At 63.1% G+C, this 20232-nt stretch carries 17 protein-coding genes, 2 tRNA genes and 1 pseudogene; 15 read left to right on the top strand and 5 right to left on the bottom strand.

Going from position 1 to position 20232, the window contains the following annotated elements:
* The first annotated feature begins 5 nt into the window (after positions 1-5).
* Positions 6-1427, top strand: coding sequence for a DUF3027 domain-containing protein (locus BCAL_RS00465; protein WP_081887153.1), 1422 nt, complete (start codon positions 6-8; stop codon positions 1425-1427).
* Between the two features lie 70 nt (positions 1428-1497).
* Here BCAL_RS00465 and BCAL_RS00470 read toward each other — a convergent pair.
* A tRNA-Leu gene (locus BCAL_RS00470) sits at positions 1498-1571 on the bottom strand.
* Positions 1572-1809: 238 nt separating this feature from the next.
* Between BCAL_RS00470 and BCAL_RS00475 the strand changes: the two genes are divergently transcribed.
* The 7 genes from BCAL_RS00475 (at position 1810) to BCAL_RS00505 (ending at position 10442) form a co-directional block, all read left to right on the top strand.
* Positions 1810-2415 (top strand): NUDIX domain-containing protein, encoded by a 606-nt coding sequence (locus BCAL_RS00475; RefSeq protein ID WP_043167540.1) that lies wholly within the window; start codon positions 1810-1812, stop codon positions 2413-2415.
* Between the two features lie 165 nt (positions 2416-2580).
* Positions 2581-3369, top strand: coding sequence for an ANTAR domain-containing response regulator (locus BCAL_RS00480; protein ID WP_043167538.1), 789 nt, complete (start codon positions 2581-2583; stop codon positions 3367-3369).
* Between the two features lie 34 nt (positions 3370-3403).
* The gene (polA, locus tag BCAL_RS00485) at positions 3404-6283 is read left to right on the top strand and encodes a DNA polymerase I (protein WP_043167536.1); all 2880 of its coding nucleotides are present in this window, start codon (positions 3404-3406) and stop codon (positions 6281-6283) included.
* A 68-nt stretch (positions 6284-6351) separates the two neighbouring features.
* Positions 6352-7335, top strand: a complete 984-nt coding sequence (locus BCAL_RS00490; protein ID WP_081887154.1) for a Nif3-like dinuclear metal center hexameric protein — start codon at positions 6352-6354, stop codon at positions 7333-7335.
* A 1-nt stretch (position 7336) separates the two neighbouring features.
* On the top strand, positions 7337-7960 hold the full coding sequence (locus BCAL_RS00495; protein WP_081887155.1) for an NUDIX hydrolase: 624 nt from the start codon (positions 7337-7339) through the stop codon (positions 7958-7960).
* Positions 7961-8053: 93 nt separating this feature from the next.
* On the top strand, positions 8054-10195 hold the full coding sequence (gene glgX / locus BCAL_RS00500; RefSeq protein ID WP_043167531.1) for a glycogen debranching protein GlgX: 2142 nt from the start codon (positions 8054-8056) through the stop codon (positions 10193-10195).
* Between the two features lie 159 nt (positions 10196-10354).
* Positions 10355-10442 (top strand) — tRNA-Leu (locus BCAL_RS00505).
* A 405-nt stretch (positions 10443-10847) separates the two neighbouring features.
* On the opposite strand, the gene BCAL_RS13590 is transcribed toward BCAL_RS00505, so the two are convergent.
* The 3 genes from BCAL_RS13590 to BCAL_RS13880 form a co-directional block, all read right to left on the bottom strand.
* Positions 10848-11942 (bottom strand): ASCH domain-containing protein, encoded by a 1095-nt coding sequence (locus BCAL_RS13590; RefSeq protein ID WP_238549566.1) that lies wholly within the window; start codon positions 11940-11942, stop codon positions 10848-10850.
* 161 nt (positions 11943-12103) lie between these two features.
* Positions 12104-12583, bottom strand: a complete 480-nt coding sequence (locus BCAL_RS13875) for a transposase (RefSeq protein WP_152600429.1) — start codon at positions 12581-12583, stop codon at positions 12104-12106.
* Positions 12584-12639: 56 nt separating this feature from the next.
* On the bottom strand, positions 12640-13110 hold the full coding sequence (locus tag BCAL_RS13880) for a transposase (protein ID WP_156101941.1): 471 nt from the start codon (positions 13108-13110) through the stop codon (positions 12640-12642).
* Positions 13111-13370: 260 nt separating this feature from the next.
* Between BCAL_RS13880 and BCAL_RS00525 the strand changes: the two genes are divergently transcribed.
* From BCAL_RS00525 to istB (BCAL_RS00535), 3 genes are all read left to right on the top strand, one after another.
* Positions 13371-13919, top strand: coding sequence for a hypothetical protein (locus BCAL_RS00525; protein ID WP_238549567.1), 549 nt, complete (start codon positions 13371-13373; stop codon positions 13917-13919).
* 118 nt (positions 13920-14037) lie between these two features.
* The gene (istA, locus tag BCAL_RS00530; protein ID WP_081887181.1) at positions 14038-15495 is read left to right on the top strand and encodes an IS21 family transposase; all 1458 of its coding nucleotides are present in this window, start codon (positions 14038-14040) and stop codon (positions 15493-15495) included.
* Positions 15492-16247: an IS21-like element helper ATPase IstB gene (istB, locus tag BCAL_RS00535; RefSeq protein ID WP_043167527.1), complete on the top strand. Its 756-nt coding sequence runs from the start codon at positions 15492-15494 to the stop codon at positions 16245-16247. Before istA ends, istB (BCAL_RS00535) begins: the two co-directional genes overlap by 4 nt.
* Before the next feature lie 94 nt (positions 16248-16341).
* Here the strand turns inward: istB (BCAL_RS00535) and BCAL_RS00540 are convergent.
* Positions 16342-17568 (bottom strand): annotated as a pseudogene (locus tag BCAL_RS00540) (ISL3 family transposase); the annotation flags it as partial.
* Between the two features lie 128 nt (positions 17569-17696).
* Between BCAL_RS00540 and BCAL_RS00545 the strand changes: the two are divergent.
* From BCAL_RS00545 to BCAL_RS00555, 4 genes are all read left to right on the top strand, one after another.
* A complete protein-coding gene (locus tag BCAL_RS00545) occupies positions 17697-18638 on the top strand; it encodes a Mu transposase domain-containing protein (RefSeq protein WP_238549568.1) in 942 nt (313 codons plus the stop codon).
* A 2-nt stretch (positions 18639-18640) separates the two neighbouring features.
* Positions 18641-19426, top strand: a complete 786-nt coding sequence (istB, locus tag BCAL_RS00550) for an IS21-like element helper ATPase IstB (protein WP_043167665.1) — start codon at positions 18641-18643, stop codon at positions 19424-19426.
* A gap of 133 nt (positions 19427-19559) precedes the next feature.
* Complete coding sequence (locus tag BCAL_RS12985; RefSeq protein ID WP_156101942.1) at positions 19560-19715, top strand: hypothetical protein; 156 nt, start codon at positions 19560-19562, stop codon at positions 19713-19715.
* A gap of 191 nt (positions 19716-19906) precedes the next feature.
* Positions 19907-20068 (top strand): transposase, encoded by a 162-nt coding sequence (locus tag BCAL_RS00555; RefSeq protein WP_238549569.1) that lies wholly within the window; start codon positions 19907-19909, stop codon positions 20066-20068.
* Positions 20069-20232: the final 164 nt, after the last annotated feature.

Consider the following 20232-nt stretch of genomic DNA (forward strand, 5'->3'; position numbering starts at 1 on the left):
CGCATATGACCGATACGAGCGAAACCAACATCACCGACGACGAGGAGCAGGACATTGCCTCCCCGCAGCCGCGGATCGATCCTCGTGATCTTGCGCGCGCCGTGGCCATCGAGGTGGCCGAGGAGCCCGAACAGGTCGGTGATGTGGTGGACGCCATCGATTTGGGCGACGGCGTCACCGATTTCCGCATCGCCGCGCACATCCGCGGATACGAGGGCTGGCAGTGGTCGGTGACGCTGTACCATGACGAGGAACTCGATCACTGGACCGTCAATGAATCCTCGCTCATTCCCACGTCCGACGCGCTGGTTCCCCCGGCATGGATCCCGTGGAAGGATCGTCTGGAACCCACCGATCTGGCACCGACCGATTCGATCGGCACCGATCCCGACGACCCCCGTCTCGAGGAGGGATTCCGCAGGACCGATCCTGTCGTTTCCGTTGATGCGGCTGATGCGGTTGCTGACGCCGATGCCGCCGGTACTGTCGAAGAGCGACCGTCCAAGGACGGCGATGGCGACGGTGAAGGTGACGGTGATGGCAGCGATGAGCAGCGGGAGACAGCCGTCGATTCCAAGGAGGACGTCGATGAGGCGGTCGAGGAGTTCGATCTGTCCCGTCGGCATGTGTTGTCCTCGCTCGGCCGTGCGCAGGCCGCCAAACGCTGGTATGAGGGCCCGCGTGGCCCGAAGGCCATGAGCACGAAGACCGCTGATGGCAACCTGTGCTCGACGTGCGGGTTCTTCGTGCCGCTCAAGGGCGAACTGAACCTGCTGTTCGGCGTGTGCGCGAACAAGTGGAGCCCGGATGACGGTCGTGTCGTGTCCCTCGACCACGGCTGTGGCGAGCATTCGGAGATCGAGCCTCCGGAACCCAGTCGTCTGTGGGTGCAGTCGAAGCCCGCCTTCGACGATCTGCACATCGACATCATCGCCCAGCGCCCGCGCGAGGACCGTGCCCAGATCGAACTGCTCGAAGCGCAGGACGACGACACCGAAGACGTGAACGACGTCGACGTGAACGATGCGGATAAGGCGGCCGATGCCGCCGTCGATACGGACGCGCAGGACATCGCCGACGCGCAGGACATCGACGAGAACACCGAGATCGATGCCGATTCCGAGGACGTCGAGGAGAACACCGTCCCCGACGACGAGTCCGAGCCCGAGGTCGAGTCCACCGTCGATCTGAGCGGTGAGCCGGATATTCCGGGTACCGCGGATACCGCAGACGATGCAGGTGATGAGGATGAATCCGAAGAGGACGATTCCGAGGGGTCCGAGAAGAGTGATACCGAGGACGGCGGCGACAATACGTCCGACGGATTCAAGGACGATGATCCGGACTCCGTCGACAACGGCGATACCGTCGGCGACGATGACACCGTCGATGCCGGCGGTTCCGAGGAGTCCGAGCAGGTCGAATAGCGATCACGCCGATACGCACAAGGGCTGTGAATCGTTGGGATTCCAACGATTCACAGCCCTTTGTCGAACGTGCCCTCGGTGGGACTCGAACCCACACTGCGCAGATTTTGAGGCTGCTTCCTCTACCAATTGGGATACGAGGGCGATCCCGTGCTTCGACTCGGACATCGACCGCATTCATAGACCGATGCCCAAAAGCACTCGTGACAATGTACCACAACTCTCCGACCGCGTTCGCGCGACATGCCGGCCGAAGCCACGGCGCTGCGGCACGGAGACGAGTGCGGCCGACAGCGTACTCCAGCGTGGCTCACGACGAATGAACATTCGCGATCTACAATAAATTTGGAACGTTTCTCATGGAAAGGACCGAGGAGGGACCATGAACAACGAGACCTATCGTCAATTCGACCCGTGGCGTCCCGCGCCGCTCAAGGAGGAGTCGCGGACCCAGGTGATGACCAGCCACTACTTCAACATCGACAGCGTGACGCTCGAATCGGCGCAGGCCGGCAGCATCAAGCGTACCGTCGTCCACGTGAACAACGGCGATTCCGTGTCGGTCGTCGCTCTGACCGAGGATGGCAGAATCCCTCTGGTGGAGCAGTATCGCATCCCGATCCACCGTTGGACCCTGGAGATCCCCGGCGGCCACGCCAACACTCCGGACGAGCGTCCGCTCGACGTCGCCAAGCGCAAACTGCGCGAGGAGGCCGGATACGAGGCCAAGTCGTTCCGTCAGGTGATGCGCTACGCCAACACTCCGGGCTTCACCACCCAGTACACGTCCCTGTACTACGCGACCGGACTGACCTCCGTACCGGATGACCGCACCCAGATCGGGCCGGAGACCCCGCGTTCCGAGGTTCGCCTCTACACGATCGACGAGGCGTACCAGATGGTCGTCAACGGCACCATCATGGATGTGAACTCGATCATCGCGATCCTGCGCATGCATTCGGGACTCTCCGAGATCGAGGGCGACTGACCACTGCGATGAACGGCAACCGACGCCGGCACCGCACCGGTATTGTGCCGATGCAGTGCCGATATTGCGTTGCGGGCACGTCGTCCGCGGCCAATCGCGGTTATGCGTTAAAATCACGAAGCATACAGAATTCAGCCAAACAACGCACGTAGGAAAGGGACTGGCATGGTTGCTAGGAAGACCGCTGATCAGGCTCCGCAGATGGAACCGGTACTCACCGAGGAGGAGCTCGAGGCCGTGGCTCGCGGCGAAACCGACATCAAGGAGACGGCGGCTCCCGAAGTGGATGAGAACCGCAAGCGCACCGTCGTCGTGGCCGAGGACGAGTCCGTCAATCGCATGGACCTCGTCGGCATGCTCGAGGACAACGGATACGAGGTCGTCGGCGAGGCCGCCAACGGTGAGGAGGCCGTCGAACTGACCCGTGCCAAGCGTCCGGACGTGGTGTGCATGGACGTCAAGATGCCGCGAATGGACGGCATCACCGCCGCAGGCATCATCTGCGACGAGAACATCGCCCCCGTGGTGATGCTCACCGCCTTCTCCCAGCCCGATCTGGTCAAGAAGTCCACCGGCGCCGGCGCGATGGCGTACGTCACCAAGCCGTACGAGGAGTCCAAGCTCATCCCGGCGCTCGAGGTCGCGATGGGCCGCTTCGCCGAGATCAACGATCTGCTCGACAACGTCGAGCGCAGCGAGAACAAGCTCAAGGAGACCAAGGAGGAGCTCGCCAAGGCGCAGGCCGATCTGCAGAAGGCCCAGGACACGCTTGAGGAGCGCAAGCTCGTCGATCGCGCCAAGGGTCTGCTCATGGACAAGGCTGACTTCTCCGAGCAGGGTGCGTTCCGCTGGATCCAGAAGACCTCGATGGATCAGCGCATCCCGAAGAAGCGTCTGGCCATGGCCATCATCGCGAAGTACGGCGATCCCAAGCCTGAGCGCGACGAGCACTGACGGTTCAGGCCCCGATAAGCCCCGATAAGGAATCATGGCGGATATCGAATCCACTGAGACCACCGAGACGCGCGGAACGCTACTGGTCGTTGACGGCCATTCCTTGGCGTTCCGCGCGTTCTTCGCTCTTCCGGTCGAAAACTTCTCCACAGCCTCCGGTCAGGCCACCAACGCCGTATGGGGATTCGCCTCGATGCTCTCCCAGGTCATCGAGTCCGAAAAGCCCGATCGCCTCGCCGTCGCCTTCGACGTCAAGGGCGGCACGTTCCGCAATACGCTGCTGCCGCAGTACAAGGGCACGCGTGACGCCGCCCCCGAGGAGCTGCTCACCCAGTTGCCGCTCATCCAGCGGATGCTCGCCGCACTGGGCGTCACCTATATCGAGAAGCCCGGCTACGAGGGCGATGACGTGATCGGCACGCTCGCCACGATGGGCGATCACGCCGGATACCACACGCTCGTCCTCTCCGGCGATCGTGACGCGTTCCAGCTGATCGACGATCGCGTCACCGTGCTGTACCCCGGGCACCATTTCAAGGATCTCAAGCACATGACCCCACAGGCCGTCGTCGCCAAATACAAGGTGACGCCGGCCCAGTACCCGGATCTGGCCGCATTGCGAGGCGAGACCGCCGACAACATCCCCGGGGTTCCCGGCGTCGGCGATGGCTTCGCGGCCAAATGGATCAACCTGTACGGCTCATTGGACGGCATCCGTGAGCACGCTGATGAGATCGGCGGCAAGAAGGGCGAGGCCCTGCGCGCCAACATCGATCAGGTGATGCTCAACCGCAAGGTCAACGCGCTGGTGCGCGATCTGGATCTCGGCGTCACCGTCGATGATCTGACCTTCGGCGATCCCGATGTCGACGAACTCGACGCGCTGTTCAAGCAGCTCGAGTTCGGACCGCGCACGAAGAACCGTGTATTGAAGGTCTTCGTCAGCGGCCGCTCCGTGCACGGTACGGACGGCAAACGGACCGGAACCGGAGCCGCCGGATCGGCGGGAGCGAAGGCCGAGGACGAGTCAGGCCTGACGATTCCCGAGGCCACGCATGCCGCAGGCGCCGAGGACATCGCGCTGTGGGAACGCGAGAACCTGCCGGCTGCGGAGGATGGCGCGAATGATGACGCCGACGCGAACAACGTGCCGAACCTGATCATCCACGCGGAAGGCGACGACCGTCCCGGACGCGTCTCGCTCGAGGCGGTCACGCTGCTCGCCGCGGACCGGAACACGGCCCTCGTCCTCGATGCGCCGTTCGGCACCGACATGGCCGCAGCGTTGGAAGGACTGCTTGATCGTCATCGTTCGATCCTCGCGGTGCACGGGTACAAGGAGCATCTGCATCTGCTGGCGGCGTACGGGGTCGACGTGCCCCAGCCGGCGTTCGACACCAAGCTCGCCGGATACCTGATCCGACCGGATTTCCACGCGGACGGTCTGGAACAGGCCGCCTCCCAGTTCCTCGACCTGCATCTGGACGAGGAGCAGCCCAAGGCCACGCAGGGCCTGCTCGACTTCGACGCCGAGCCGGACGATTCCGCGGATTCCGGCGACGGCGAGTCGGACGAGAGGCGTAAGCAGGATGCGACGCTGCTGCGCCACGCCGCCATCGTCGCCGCGCTGACCCGTGAGCTCGGACCGAAGCTCGAGGCGTGCGAGCAGACGAAGCTGCTTTCCGCCATCGAACTGCCCGTCTCCCGTGTGCTGTTCGGCATGGAGAACGAGGGCGCGAAGCTCGACATGCGTCGTCTCGACGATCTGCGTGACATGTTCGCCGCCGAGGCGAATCAGGCGCAGGAGATCGCGTGGGACAACGCCGGATCGCGCGTCAACCTGCAAAGCCCCAAGCAGCTCGCCAAGGTGCTGTTCGAGGACATGGGACTGAAACCCACCAAGCGCACCAAAAGCGGTTCGTACACGACCAACGCGGATGCGCTGCAGACCCTGTATGTGCGCAACGCGGACAACGATCGCGCCAGCGGATTCCTCGGAGCACTGCTGCGCCATCGCGAGACCAACAAGCTTCGGCAGATCGTCGCCACGCTGATCGACGCGGTCAACCCGGCGGACGGGCGCATCCACACCACGTTCGAGCAGACGGTGGCCGCCACCGGACGCCTGAGCTCGGTCGACCCGAATCTGCAGAACATTCCGAACCGCAACGCGGCCGGACGCGAGATCAGATCCGCGTTCGTGCCCGGCGAGGGCTACGAATCGCTGATGAGCTGCGACTACTCGCAGGTCGAGCTGCGCATCATGGCCCACCTGTCCGGAGACGAGGCGCTGATCGAGGCGTTCCGTTCCGGCGCCGACTTCCACCGCTACGTGGCCAGTCTCGTCTACCAGCTGCCCGTCGACGAGATCAGCGCCGACCAGCGCAGCCACGTGAAGGCGATGAGCTACGGACTCGCCTACGGGCTGAGCACCTATGGCCTGTCCCAGCAGCTCAAGATCAGCCCGGGGGAGGCCGAAGGACTCAAGGCCAAGTACTTCGCGACCTTCGGCAAGGTGCATGACTTCCTGGAATCGTGCGTCTCCGAGGCGCGCGAACGCGGCTACACGGAGACGATGTTCGGCCGCCGTCGCTACTTCCCGGCGTTGAACTCGGTCAACCGCGTCGCACGCGACGCCGCCGAACGCGCGGCGCTCAACGCGCCGATCCAGGGCACGGCCGCCGACATCATGAAGATCGCCATGATCCATGCCGATGAGGCGCTGCGCTCCGCGGGTCTGAACAGCAGGATCATCCTGCAGATCCACGACGAACTCGTCGTGGAGATCGCGCCCGGCGAGGCCGAACAGGCCACACGTCTCGTGCGCGAGGCGATGGAGGGAGCCGTGTCCCTCGATGTGCCGTTGGACGTCTCCACCGGCATCGGATCGGATTGGCAGCTCGCCGCGCACTGAGCCATCACTGACTCAGCTCTGACCCATACGGGCCCGAGGAAGCCCGGACCAGATCAAGGGAGGACATCATGCCGAATCTCAAACAGGTCGTCGACGTACTTGAGAGCCTGTATCCGTTGCGATACGCCGAACAGTGGGATGAGCCGGGGCTCATCGTCGGAGATCCGGCCCGTCCGGTCACGCGCATCGTCTTCGCCGCCGATCCGACCTCGGCGATCGTCGACGAGGCGATCGCACATGGCGCCGACCTGCTCATCACCCACCATCCGCTGTTCTTCCGGTCGGTGCATCAGGTGTCCGGACTCGGCTTCCGCGGCGCCATCGTGGATCGTCTCGCACGCGCCGGCTGTGCGCTGTGGGTCGGGCATACCAACGCCGATGCGGCGTATCGCGGCGTCGCACAGGCCGCCGCGGACGGGTTCGGGCTCGTCGACCAGTGCCCGCTGGTTCCCATTGACGATCCCGCTTCGCCGCACGCCGTCGGTCTCGGACGTGTGGGACGTCTGGTCGAACCGGTCTCGTTCGAGGCGTTCGCCAGACGCGTGGCCACAGCCCTGCCCATCGATACCGCGCTCGGCGTGCAGGCGTGCGGCGATCCGGACGCGCCGGTCTCGACCGTAGCCGTGCTCCCCGGATCCGGCGACTCCCTGTTCGACGAGGTGCGCGCCGCCGGCGTCGACGTGTACGTGACCAGCGATCTTCGCCACCATCCCGTCACCGACGCCATCGAACAGGCGCGCTATGAGGCGTCGATGCGTGCCGCCGGCATCGTACTCGACAGGGGAGGGGAGCCGGGCGACGGACAGGTGCGCCCCTGCTTCGTCAACACCCCGCATTCGGCCATCGAATCGATGTGGTTCCGTTACGCCATCGAGGACGTTCCCACGGCAATCGAACGCGCCTTGGGGGAGCGGCCGGTCGTCGACTGGATCCGACGCAACACGGATCCGTGGACCTTCACCATCCATTCGGGACGGATCGTCACGCCACGCACGCCGGCCACGTCGGATACGGGTGTCGGCGACGGCAACGGCGATGCGAGGGAGGCTTGACATGGCGACGGATGCGCTGGACGCCAGTTCCGACGGCATCGACATGAACACGCCCGCGATGGTGATCGACAGCCGCGAGGTGTACCGCGGCGCGATCTTCCACGTGGACGACATGACCATCGGACTGACCACCAACACGGGCGGTCTCGTACGTATCAGACGGCAGGTGCTCCGGCACGCGCCATGCGTGGTCATGCTCGTGCACGATACGACGACGGACCGGTATCTGATCGAACGCGAATACCGTGCCGGTAGTGACATCTTCGCCTACGGACTGCCCGCAGGACTCATGGACTCGGGCGAGGACGTGGAGACGGCGGCGCTGCGCGAACTCGCCGAGGAGACCGGCGTCGTGCCGACATCCCGCGACGCACTCGACATCGACCACGTCGGCGACTACTACTCGTCGGAGGGGATGACTGATGAACTCGCGCACATCATGGTCCTCCATCTCGACTCATGGACGCATCGCGACACGCACTTCGACCCCGACGAGCACGTCGAATCCGCATGGGTGGACTGGGACGACCTTCTGTCCACGCGCATCACCGCGTCCAATTCGATCATCGCCATCCAGCACGAGACGATACGACGGCTCCGACACGAATCGAACCGTGTCTCCTGATCCCGCGTTCCACGCCGCTTCGTCCACGAAGAAACACCGACTGTTCATACAACAACACATTTCCATACGATTTGAGGTGCGATACTGGTGACTATGCAGATACGACCAGGTTTAACCTATCCGCTCGGCGCCAGCTACGACGGCGCCGGAGTCAACTTCGCATTGTTCTCTCAGGTTGCCGACAGCGTCGAGTTGTGTCTTTTCGACGACAACGACTATGAGACCCGCATCCAGATGACCGAGCAGAACTCGTACATCTGGCACAACTACATTCCCGGCCTCCAGCCGGGACAGCGCTACGGCTTCCGCGTGCACGGACCGTACGACCCCAATCAGGGTCTGCGCTGCAATCCCTCCAAGCTCCTGCTCGACCCGTACGCCAAGGCCATCGAAGGCAACATCGACGGTGACGAGAGTCTCTTCTCCTACCGGTTCTCCTCGCCCGACAACCCCTACAACGTCAACCTGCTCGACTCCGCGGCGCACACGATGAAGTCCGTGGTCGTCAACCCCTACTTCGACTGGGGCAACGACCAGCACCCGCGCATCCCGTACCACGACTCCGTGATCTACGAAGCCCACGTGCGTGGCATGACCAACCTCAACAGGGACGTGCCTCCGGACATCCGAGGCACCTACGCGGGCCTCGCATACCCGACGGTCATCGAGTACCTGAAGAAGCTCGGCGTCACCGCCATCGAGCTCATGCCGATCCACCAGTTCGTCAACGACTCCTTCCTGCAGGAGAAGGGGCTGTCCAACTACTGGGGATACAACACCATCGGCTTCTTCGCTCCGCACAACGCCTACTCGTCCGCAGGCGAGCGCGGCCAGCAGGTCAACGAGTTCAAGTCCATGGTCAAGGCCTACCATCAGGCCGGCATGGAGGTCATCCTCGACGTGGTGTACAACCACACCGCCGAAGGCAACCACATGGGTCCGACCCTGAGCTTCAAGGGCATCGACAACCGCTCCTACTACCGTCTGGTCGACAACGACCAGCAGCACTACTTCGACACCACCGGAACCGGCAACTCGCTGCTCATGCGTTCGCCGCACGCGCTGCAGCTCATCACCGACTCCCTGCGCTACTGGGTGTCCGAAATGCACGTCGACGGCTTCCGATTCGATCTTGCCGCGACGCTGGCCCGTCAGTTCCAGGAGGTCGACAAGCTCTCCGCGTTCTTCGACATCGTCGAGCAGGATCCGGTCATCAGCCGCGTCAAGCTCATCGCCGAACCGTGGGATCTGGGCTCCGGCGGCTATCAGGTGGGCGGCTTCCCGTCCAGCTGGTCCGAATGGAACGGCCGTTACCGCGACACCGTTCGTGACTTCTGGCGCTCGCAGCCGTCCACGCTGCCCGAGTTCGCGTCGCGCCTCATGGGCTCGTCCGACCTGTATCAGATGAACGGACGTCGTCCGGTCGCGTCGGTCAATTTCATCACCGCGCACGACGGTTTCACGATGAACGACCTCGTGTCGTACAACGGGAAGCACAACGACGCCAACGGCGAAGGCAACCGTGACGGCGAGTCGAACAACCGCTCGTGGAACTGCGGCGTGGAGGGTCCCACCACCATCCCCGACGTCAACGAGCTGCGTCAGCGTCAGATCCGCAACATGTTCTCCACGCTGCTGGTCAGCCAGGGCATTCCGATGATCTGCGGCGGCGACGAGGTCGAGCGTACCCAGCAGGGCAACAACAACGCCTACTGCCAGGACAACGAGATCTCGTGGACCGACTGGGATCTGGATGAGACGCGCGAGGACATGTTCGAGTTCGTCTCGAAGCTCATTCACCTGCGCCTCGATCATCCGGTGCTGCACCGGCGTCGCTTCTTCTCCGGACGTGAGCCGGGGGAGGACACCGAGACGATCCCGCAGGTCGAATGGTTCGATCACACCGGCTCCATCATGGACATGGAGGACTGGCAGAACACGCACGCCTTCTCGATGATGGTGTACCTCAACGGTTCGGATATCCCCGAGCTGGACTACTACGGCAACCCGATGGTGGACAACGACTTCATCCTCATCTTCAACGCGCACTACGAACCCATCCAGTTCACGCTGCCTGAGGAACGTTACGGCCACAAGTGGAAGCTGATTGTCGACACGCACAACCCGAAGGGTCCGGTGCTCAACTACGAGGCCGGGTTCACGATCACCGCGCAGTCGCGCAGCTTCATGCTGCTGATGAGCGCCGAAAAGCCCGTCCAGCCGCGCAACTTCTGATCGGTAGTCGATTTCTGTCCGTTTGTCGGCCCCCTCGTCAGAGGGGGCTGTCAGCGGCTGACTGGAGGAGAGAAGTCGACGGGGAACATCGGTGCGACACGCGGGTTGACGATTCGTCAAACTGTAGTAAACTCATCATCTGTTGTCTGATCGACACCTGCCCGGGTGGCGGAATGGTAGACGCGCTAGCTTGAGGTGCTAGTGCCTATTTTTAACGGGCGTACGGGTTCAAGTCCCGTCTCGGGCACGGATAACATACGGCTGAGGCCTCGTGGAAACACGGGGCCTCAGCCGTATTGCCGCTTCAGTTCCGTTTCCGGAATCCCGATCATCTCGAAGGCTCGTGGGCCCGGGGATTCAACGCCGAATCCGGTCGCAGTCGTGTTGAGTCCCGCGTATCCGGTGAACTCAACATGATTGTTCGCGTTTTGATCAGTTGCGTGATGCTGTTGTCTACTTCAGGTATTCATCGCTGTCGAAGTAGCCGGCGATGTACGGTCGGGCCGGCGGGATTTGGACCCGCGACATCCTGCTAGGGTTCGAGGTTTCTTGGCTCAGGCAGCTGGTCTTGGCTCACCTCGAAACCACTTCAATGATGGTCGTCACGGAAACGCTGCAATGTCATGTGATAGATGCCAACATGGCATTGATCTCACAGTCTTTGCGTCACCGTGAAATGTTCCAGCACCACAAGGGTGTCGTCGTCGAGAGGAAAGTTCGGGTCTCTGAACTCGGCACGGTATTCGTCAGAGTCCCAGAATATCTCGTGGGTGCGCCGCCATTCTGCCGCGGTCGTATCACCTTCGCCTTCGTCAATCGCATGCTGGTCAGTGACGTCGGCCAGCCGTATGACGGCCACATCGGTGGTGGCCAGCACTGCCACCCCATGGTCGTCGGAGTTCACCAGTACGGACCGGTTTCCGGTTCTCGGCAGTGGCTCGGCGCATTCGACATAGTCGAGGAGCAGTGCTGCAGTGGCGATCTTAGTGCCGTCGAGAATGAGTCCCACCAGCCGATCGCGTTCTGGTCCGGGCATCATGAATTCGGCCTTTGGTAGGTTTGCGAGGTCCGATGCTGAATGGAACGGGCGCAATTTACGCAATGTGGGCACACGGGATTGGCCGCGAATCCAGTCGGCGGCTTTCGGGTCGATGACGCGGGCAACCCATAGCAGATTTTCCCACTGGAAGTCGAGATACTCTCGTTCAGCGTTAGCATCCGGTCGAATAAGCGGTTCCTGATGGCTGCATCGGTTGCGCATATCCAGTAGTTGAACGATGTGTGTCTCGAATTCCTTGCGTCGACGCGATTTATAGTATGGCATACCGCCGTTGGCGCGGTCACGCAGTGCCTTCCATACGGTCGGCTCCAGTTTGCGCACCAGAAGGAACCGCCATGAATCCAGTGATAGTCCCGCAATCACGCGGTCCGGGGTGATGTTATGACCGGCGTAGCGGATACGTCGTTTGACGCGTTCGACGGCTTTGCAAAATTCGTAGTCGAAACCGAAATGATCTGTTTGGTCGAACCAGTCCTCCCGACCGCAGTCGGATGCAAGTCGCGTGGAAATAAAGTTGCGCAGCATGACCTCGACATGCGCGATGTCCTCAAGGTACGCTTTGGACATGCGTGTATTCCACACATACAGCGCGACCGGGTCCAACGCCGATTCCTCGTATCGGCGCATTCGTTCCGCGGAGAACCAGCTGCATAGATCGAAGGCTGTGACTTGCATATTCTCGGTCATAGTGTCTATACTATGCTGTGCAAGGCCCCGTGAAAGTCACTCATGCGAAACATCATGAAACTCCGGGGTCAACGTATATCCGCAGCGGCATTCGCGGTTCCTTTGATTTGGCTCTTCGGGTGTTTGTGTGGGTGTGGATGACTGGTTTGGCCTTCTGGTTATTAGCGTCCGGGGAGTTGTAGGCCGAGTCCTCCGCATTTGAGCATGACGAGGCTGATGAGGTTGTCGAGGTTCCTGTAGCCGTAGCCCATCTTGATGGTGGTCTTGATCTTGTTGTTGATGGCCTCGAGTCTGGCGTTGGACAGTCCGGAACGGATGGTTCTGAGGATGTCGAAGTGGCGTCTGGCGATCTTCTCGCCGAGTGGGACGGATCCCGGGATGCCGGACAGGAACGCGTCGGCGGCCCATTGGCGCAGCAGGGGCGCGGCCTTGTCCGCCGTCTGTTTGAGGATCATCCTGAGGCGTTCCTTGAGCTTGTACGCCTCCCAGAGGGTCTCGTTGGTGTTGGCGATGCATTCCAGTTGCGCCTTCTGCCCGGCGGCCAGGTCGCCCTCGTTCTTCAGCAGCGCCCAACGCGCGCCCCCTTGATCGGGTCCCTGGCGCCTTTCCGGGCCGTGCCGGTCTTTCTGGCCTCGCGCCATGCGGCGGTCCTGACCTTGTCGAGCGCGTCGGTGGCCCAGGAGACGATTGTGTGTGTTCAATTGAAAGTGGGCCGCCCGGGGATGCGTTCGGCCTGCGGGCACCAGCGGAACGCGCACTCGTCGATCCACCGGGCCCCGTCGCCGGTGATCACCCGGATGGAGGCACGCTGCTCCTCGGTGAGCGTCCGGAAGAACAGGTCGAACACCTTCTCCCCGTGCCTCTGGTGCATCCAGACCACGCGCCCGCGGTCGTGGTCGACGACGACCGTCATGTACCTGTGGCCCTTGCGGTAGCTGGTCTCGTCCACGCCGATGGAGCGCAGATGGTCGAACAGGCCAGCGCCCTGTTCGGCGCGCAGGTCGTCGGCGACCCTCTTGCACACGGGTCCCACGCTCTTCCAGTCGACGCGAGTCAGGGCCGACACGGCGCTGCGCGACGCGTGCACGCTCAGCCACGCGACCTGTTGTTCGAAGTCGTACGTGTACGCGCTCTTGCGTCTCGCCCACGGCACCATCGCGACCGTCACACCATGCCCGGCGCAGGTCACGCGCCGCGGCGCGTACTCCAGAAAAAGCCTCGCGCAGCCGATGTCGAGATGCCGCCATCGTCGCGTGGGTGTGTGTGTTCAATTGAAAGTGGGCCGTGTGAGCGTGTGGAAAGTCTCCGAATGAGCGGCAGGTTTTAGTCCATTTCAGCGTGTGGTGAGAGATGAACACCGGCCCGTCCTGCCCGGACTAGTTTCCCGAGTTGAAAGCAGACCATTCGGTTTCTCGGGAAAGGAAAGGAATGACGGTACCGGTGTCCGTGCAACAACGTATCAGGGTGCTTGACGCGCGCGGCGTGTCATGGAGAGGCATCGCGAAGGAGGTGGGCGTGGCCCGCGACACGGTCGCGAAATACGCGGGGAAGGAGGATTGCTCGCCCGGGCCGGAGCGTCACGTCTCGAGGCCGTCGAAGCTCGACCCGTTCAGGACGACGGTGGACGGTTGGCTGGAGGCGGACCGGTTCATGCCGCGCAAGCAGCGGCACACCGCCAAACGCGTGTACGACCGGCTCGTGGCGGAGAAAGGATACCAGGGCTCGTACTCGCCGGTGCAACGCTATGTGAAACGGTGGCGCGAGGAGCACCGGCTCCCGGAGGAGGGGTATCTCGAGCTCGAGTGGCATCCGGGCGAGGCGCAGGTCGATTTCGGTCTGGCCCAGGCCGTGATCGGCGGGAATCGCGTCGACGTGCATTGCCTGGTCGTCACGTTCCCGTGGTCGAACATGCGCTACTGCGTGGCGTTGCCGGGCGAGAACGCCGAATGCGTGTGTATGTGTTCAATTGGATGTTGAGGTTGTAGTCATGTAGTTTTTTCGGGTTTAGGCAGAAAGGCATGCCGACCACCCGTGGGCCTTAGCCTGATGGTGCTTCGAATCCATTCGGGAAAGGTCCGGAAAGGCAATGATCAGCATGCCCAAAATCCAGTCTATCCGTATGCGGCGCAGGAATGGCGAGTCCATCGCGTCGATCGCGCGCAGCGAGCAGGTCAGCGAGCCGACGGTGCGCAAGTATCTGAGGGTCGACGATTTATCGGCCAGGCCGCCCGTGAGGCGACGCCGTGGTTCGGTGATCGATGAGTGGGTTCCCGTGATCGAGGGGATGCTCGCCGAGGATCGGGAGACGTGGCATAAGCAGCGTCACACGGCGACGCGCATCCACGAGCGTCTGCGTGACGAGTACGGCGCCGCCGTGTCGTTGTCGACCGTTACGCGCAAGGTCGCGCAGCTCAGACGCGAGTCCGCGTTGGAGCGGGAGATGGGTTTCCTGGATCTGACGTGGCATCCGGGCGAATGCCAGGCTGATTTCGGCCAGGTCGACGTGCGCTGGCGTGGTTCGACGGAGCGGATGCGTCATTTCGTGTTGGATTTCCCGCATTCGAACATATCCCCGTGCCAGTTGATGCCCGGGGAGAACGCGGAGTGCACGTGCCAGGCGCTCCGTAACCTGTTCGAGTGGTTGGGCGGAGTGCCCCGGCGGATCGTGTACGACAACGCGGCCGGCGTGGGTCGCAGGGCATCCGGCGAAGTGCGTCTGACCCGTCTGTTCCAGGCGTTCCAGGCTCACTACGGGTTCGAGTACGCGTTCTGCAACCCGTATTCGGGTCATGAGAAGGGAGCGGTCGAGGCGCGGGTCGGCGCGGTGCGGCGCAGGCTGTTCGTGCCGGTTCCAAGCGTATGGAACCTCGAGAGCTTCAACCGGAGGTTGCCCGACAGGTGTCTGGAACTAGGGGCCAAGGAACACTATCGCAAGGGCGGCAAGGAGACGGACCTGTTCGCCGAGGACCGTGAGGCGCTGCTGCCCCTGCCGGCCAAACCCTTCGACGTGGTCACCTGGAAGCGCGTGAGGGCCGACAGGTACGGCAACATCGTCCTCGAGGGGCGCCACCGGTATGCGGCCGGTCCCGAGCATGCCGGCAGGGATATGATCGTCGGCCTGCGCGCGCTGGAGATCGAGATCCTCGATGCGGGCGGCGTCCACGTGGCCGCGCATCCCAGGGCCTACGGCGACAAACCCACCAGCAGCACCGACCCGTCAGGCCAGCTCGAGCTGCTGTGCACCCGTCCCGCGGCCTGGCGAAACAGCCGGGTGCGCGACGCGCTGCCCGACCCGTTGCGCGAATGGATCGACTCGCAGGACGAGGCCACGCGGCGCGCAAGCCTGCAGACGCTCAGACACGCGGACCATGAAAGCGGCTGGACGCACGCAGTGACGGGCATGCTCGAGATCCTCGAGGCCACCGGGGGCGTGGATCGGGCCGGCGTGTGCCTCGCCGCCGCCCGCCACGCCTCGGGCATGGAACCGGTCGAGTACGAGGATCCCGTCGATCTGAGCGAATACGACATCGCCTACACCAAGGAGACCGCATGAACCAGAAAACCGACATCGACCTGCTGCGGGAAAGGGCGCGCGGCCTGTTCATCTCCCAGGCGACCATCGACGCCACGCTCGAATGGGCGACCCCGCGCCAGATCGACGCCATCGACCGCATGCTCGCCACGGAACTGGCCAACCGGGAATCGTCCAAACGCGCCAGGCTCATGCGCCAGGCCAGGTTCCCCGTGCCCAAAAGCCTGGACGGATACGACTTCGCGAACGTGCGCCTGCCCGACGGATACGACAGGGAACAGATGACAGGACTCGACTTCATGGACAAGGCCCAGGACCTCGTGTTCTACGGCAGGACGGGAAGAGGCAAGACCCACCTGGCGACCGCGCTCGGCATGAAGGCCGTCGAGATGGGCAGAAGCGTGCGCTTCCGCCAGACCGCCGAACTGGTCCTCCAGCTCGGCAAGGCCAAACGCGACGGCACCCTCGACAACCTGCTCAAGGACCTCTCCAGAGCCGACCTGATCGTCCTCGACGAGTTCGGCTACGTGCCCTTCGACATCGACGGCGCACGACTCCTCTACCAGGTCATCGCCGGCAGCTACGAGCGGCGCAGCATCATCTTCACCACGAACATCGAGTTCAGCAAATGGGGCACGATCTTCGCGGACGACAAACTCGCCGCCGCGATCATCGACCGCATCGTCCACCACGGACGCCTCATCGAGTTCACCGGGCCAAGCCGACGCGTCAGCCAGGCCCTCATGTTCGGCAAAACCGACACCAGCCAATAAACCAACCAACCACCGGCCGGCACGCCCGACGCCGAAACCCGAAAAAAATCAGGGCTATTCGCTGTTTGTGGTGGGTTGTGGGGGGGGGGTAGGCGGTGACTGCTTTGAGGTCGAGTTTGCCGCAGGTCAGGTAGATCATGGTGGCGAAGTAGTCCATGTTCCTAAATCCGCGTGCTCGTCGTTTGACGTTCTGGATGACGCTGTTGACGCCCTCGAGGACCGCGTTGGTGTACGGGTGGGTGAAGTAGGCCAGGATCTCGTTCCAGTGCCTGCGGATCATGCGGGCGAGGTCCTTCATGGGTTCCAGTCGTGAGTGCATCATCCACGAGCACAGGCGGTGCAAGCGCACCCACGCCTCGCCTGACGTGCGGCTGGTCTCGTAGATGTCCTGCAGGGTCTCGCGCATCTGGCACGCCCGGCCGGTCTTCAGCCGCTGTTTCATGAGCGCGCGTTTGGTCTCCAACTGCAGCTCGCCCAGCCCGGACTCGTTGCGCAGCCACAGGTACTTCGTCCTCTTCAACAGCCCGTTGGAGCGTCCCTCGGCCTTCCGGACCTTGTCGACGGCCTCGTTGGCGTGCTTGACAACGTGGAACTTGTCGACGATCCGCTCCGCGTTGGGCAGGCATTCGCGGATGCCCTTCCGGAACCCCAGGCTCATGTCGCAGGTGACGAGCCGCACGTATCCGGGCACTCCGTTGTGCGCCGTGAAGTCGTCGACGAACCGCTTCACCGTGGACGAGTCCTTGCCGGCCGTCACGTTGATCACGTCGTGCTCGACGAGGTCGGCGACCACCGTGATGTAGTTGTGCCCCTTGCGGCTGGTCTCGTCGATGCCGATGGCCTCCACGCCCGTGTAGTCCTCGAGCCTGCGGGCCTCGTCCACGTAGTGCGCGATGAACCGCCACAGGCGGGTGTCGGTCTCGTCGACCTGCTCGGCGAGCGTGCTGACCGGCAGGTGGCGGGCCATCTCGACCGCCCACGCCTCGAACAGGAGCGTGAACCCACTGCCCGGTCTCGCCCACGGGACAGGCACGGTCCTCACGCCATGCTCCGGGCATGTCACGCGCGGCACGCCGGCATGGATGAACGCCTTGTACTGGAAGAAGTTCAGATGCCTCCACACGCGCCCGCGCGTGTCATGCACCGGGCACTCGTCCCGCCGGCACCCCGGCTCGGGACAACGGAACCGCGAGCCCGCCTCGAAACCGATCCCGATATGCAACTCCTGCCTGCCGTCGTCGCCGTCCCGGAAATCCACCGACTCGACCCTCCAAGGCTCCCGCAACTGAAGCGCGGCCGTGAACAAACGCGAGGTATCCATGCCTCCAACCTACCCGACAGACACCACACCGCACACCATCACCCACCACAAACAGCGAAAGGCCAAAATCAGTGACGAAACCCGAAACGCCGATTTGACGAAATACATGCGTGTGCGAGGGCCTGCGTATGGTGTTCGAGCATGCCGGCGCGGTCCCCTTGACGCTGGTTTTGGATAATGCGACCGGCGCCGGCCACCGGGTCGCCTGGGACAGGGTCACGGTCGTCAGGGTGTTCGAGCTGTTCGTGGCCCACTACCGGCTCGAGACCAGGTTCTGCAACCCGAACTCGGGCAACGAGAAGGGCAGCGTGGAGAACGCGGTCGGGTTCCTGCGCCGCAACATCATGGTGCCCCTGCTGAACGCGGAATCCTACGCCCAGCTGACCAGGTACATGCTCGAACGCTGCGACGCACTGGCCGGGAACAGCCATTACAGGAAGAACATCGACATCGGCGACCTGTTCGCCGAGGAGAAGACGGGGATGCAGCCCCTGCCCTCCAAACCGTTCGACGCGATCCGCTGGGAGACCAGGAAGGCCGACAAGGACGGGCGCGTGCGGATCGACGGCAATTATTATCTCGCCGGTCCCTCGTGGCGCGGCTGGACGCTGGACGTCGCCCTGCGCGCGTTCGACGTGACGATCCGCACCCAGGACGGGCGCACCTGCGCCAGACTGCCACGCGTGTACGGTGACGCCCCGGCCACGGTGCGCAACCCCGCCACGCTCCTGCCCGCACTGGGCCGCAAGACCAACGCGTGGCCCGATTCCACCATCCGCGGCGACTTCCCCGACAAGCTCAGGCTCGCGATCGACCGGATGGACGCCAAGGCGAGGCGGAACGCGTTCCGTCTCATCGCCAAGGCCAGCAACCAATCCGGTTTCGAGCCGGCGGTCCAGGCCGGCGAATACCTGGTCGAACAGGGACATCGACTCGACGAGGACAGCCTGACCGCCATGGCCCGGCGCATCGCCGCCGGCGAGCAGCCATACGAACAGACCGCGCCCGACCTGACCGGATACGACATCTTCATGAAACCCCATGAAACGACCATGAGGAAGGAGGCCTGACCATGGGAACCCACCGTCCGCCGGTCGTCATGCCCGACATGAAACGCAGGCGCGCGTCCACCGGCGAAAGAATCGAAACGGTCATGACCCTGGCCCGCCAACTGCCCCTGACCCGTCAGGTCCTCGCCGACCAGCTCGCCCAGGCAACGCCAAGCCAGATGGAGTTCATGGAATCATGGATGAACGCCGAGATCGACTCCCGGGAACGCTCCAAACGCACACGCCTGCTCAAAGCGGCCGGTTTCCCGGCCGACAAGGAACTCGACGGCTACGACTGGACCTCCATCCGCTTCCCCGTCGACTACGGGCGCGAACAGCTCACCGGCCTCGACTTCATCCATGAGCACGACGACCTCGTCCTGTTCGGCCCTCCCGGCACCGGCAAGACCCACCTCGCCATCGCGCTGGGACGGGCCGCATGCCGCAGGAGCACGCCCGTACGCTACTATACGGCCGCGGGCCTGGTCATGCGCCTGCTGCGCGCCCAGACGGACAACCGGCTCGACAGGGAACTCGCCATGATCGGCAAGGTCCCGCTCCTGATCATCGACGAGCTCGGCTACGTGCCCATCGACGAGGAAGGCAGCCGACTCCTGTTCCAGGTCGTCACCAACGCGTACGAGACCCAGAGCATCATCTACACCACCAACATCGAATTCAGCGGATGGGGCAGGATCTTCGGCGACCCCAACATGGCCGCCGCGATCATCGACCGCACCATCCACCACGGCAGGATGATCCGATTCGAGGGCGAATCCTGGCGCAAAACCCACGCCCTTATGCAATAACCAACAACCCGACAGGACCGGCCAACGCCCAAACGGCCTAAAAACAACCGCTCAAACGGACCAAAAAACACGCCGAAACGGCCCACCCCAGTTTGACAAAACACAGCGTGGGCAGACGGTCATACGGCCGGCCATGCCCGCCGCATTCGGCGCACCGGCCCATGTCCCTCGCATACGGGCGGACCGGGACGACGACGATCTCACGGCCGGCGCGATCCCGTTCGACGCGGGGCGTGCCGATCACGACATTGGCGGGCAGATGCAGCATGCGCTTGAGCGCGCCGGCTGATATGGTAGGCACAGGCGTTCCCCTGTTCTTCGGTTCTATTTCTTGGCGGAAACAAACCTAACAGGCGAACGCCCCTTCCATACCTGTATACACAAAAGCCCCGGCCACGACACCGAGGCCCAACACTCCACCACACAAACTGGCGAAGGCTCAAAAAGATCCGCAGGCGACGCCCCGACATCCTCAGGACGATGGAGCTTGACTACTCCAACGCTAGTCTCGAGGCGTTCAACAACCGCATCAAGGTCACCATCCGCATGGCCTACGGCTTCCACCACGTCACCAACCTCATGGCCCTGATCATGCTCCGATGCGGCGGCCTCAACATCCGACTACCCCAACCCACCAACTAACCCACGAAAACAACACAAGCCTCTTTTTCTTTCCTGCACAGTCAATTGAGGTTAAAGTCTGCGGTCATCGTTACCGAATCGTTACCACAGCGGCCTTCCGCCTCGAACGGTGAAACCCAAATTCCATGCGGGAGTAGGGCTCTCTGTCGGGCTAGCCGGATTTG

Origin of the sequence: Bifidobacterium callitrichos DSM 23973 (assembly GCF_000741175.1) — a bacterium.
Classification (GTDB): domain Bacteria; phylum Actinomycetota; class Actinomycetes; order Actinomycetales; family Bifidobacteriaceae; genus Bifidobacterium; species Bifidobacterium callitrichos.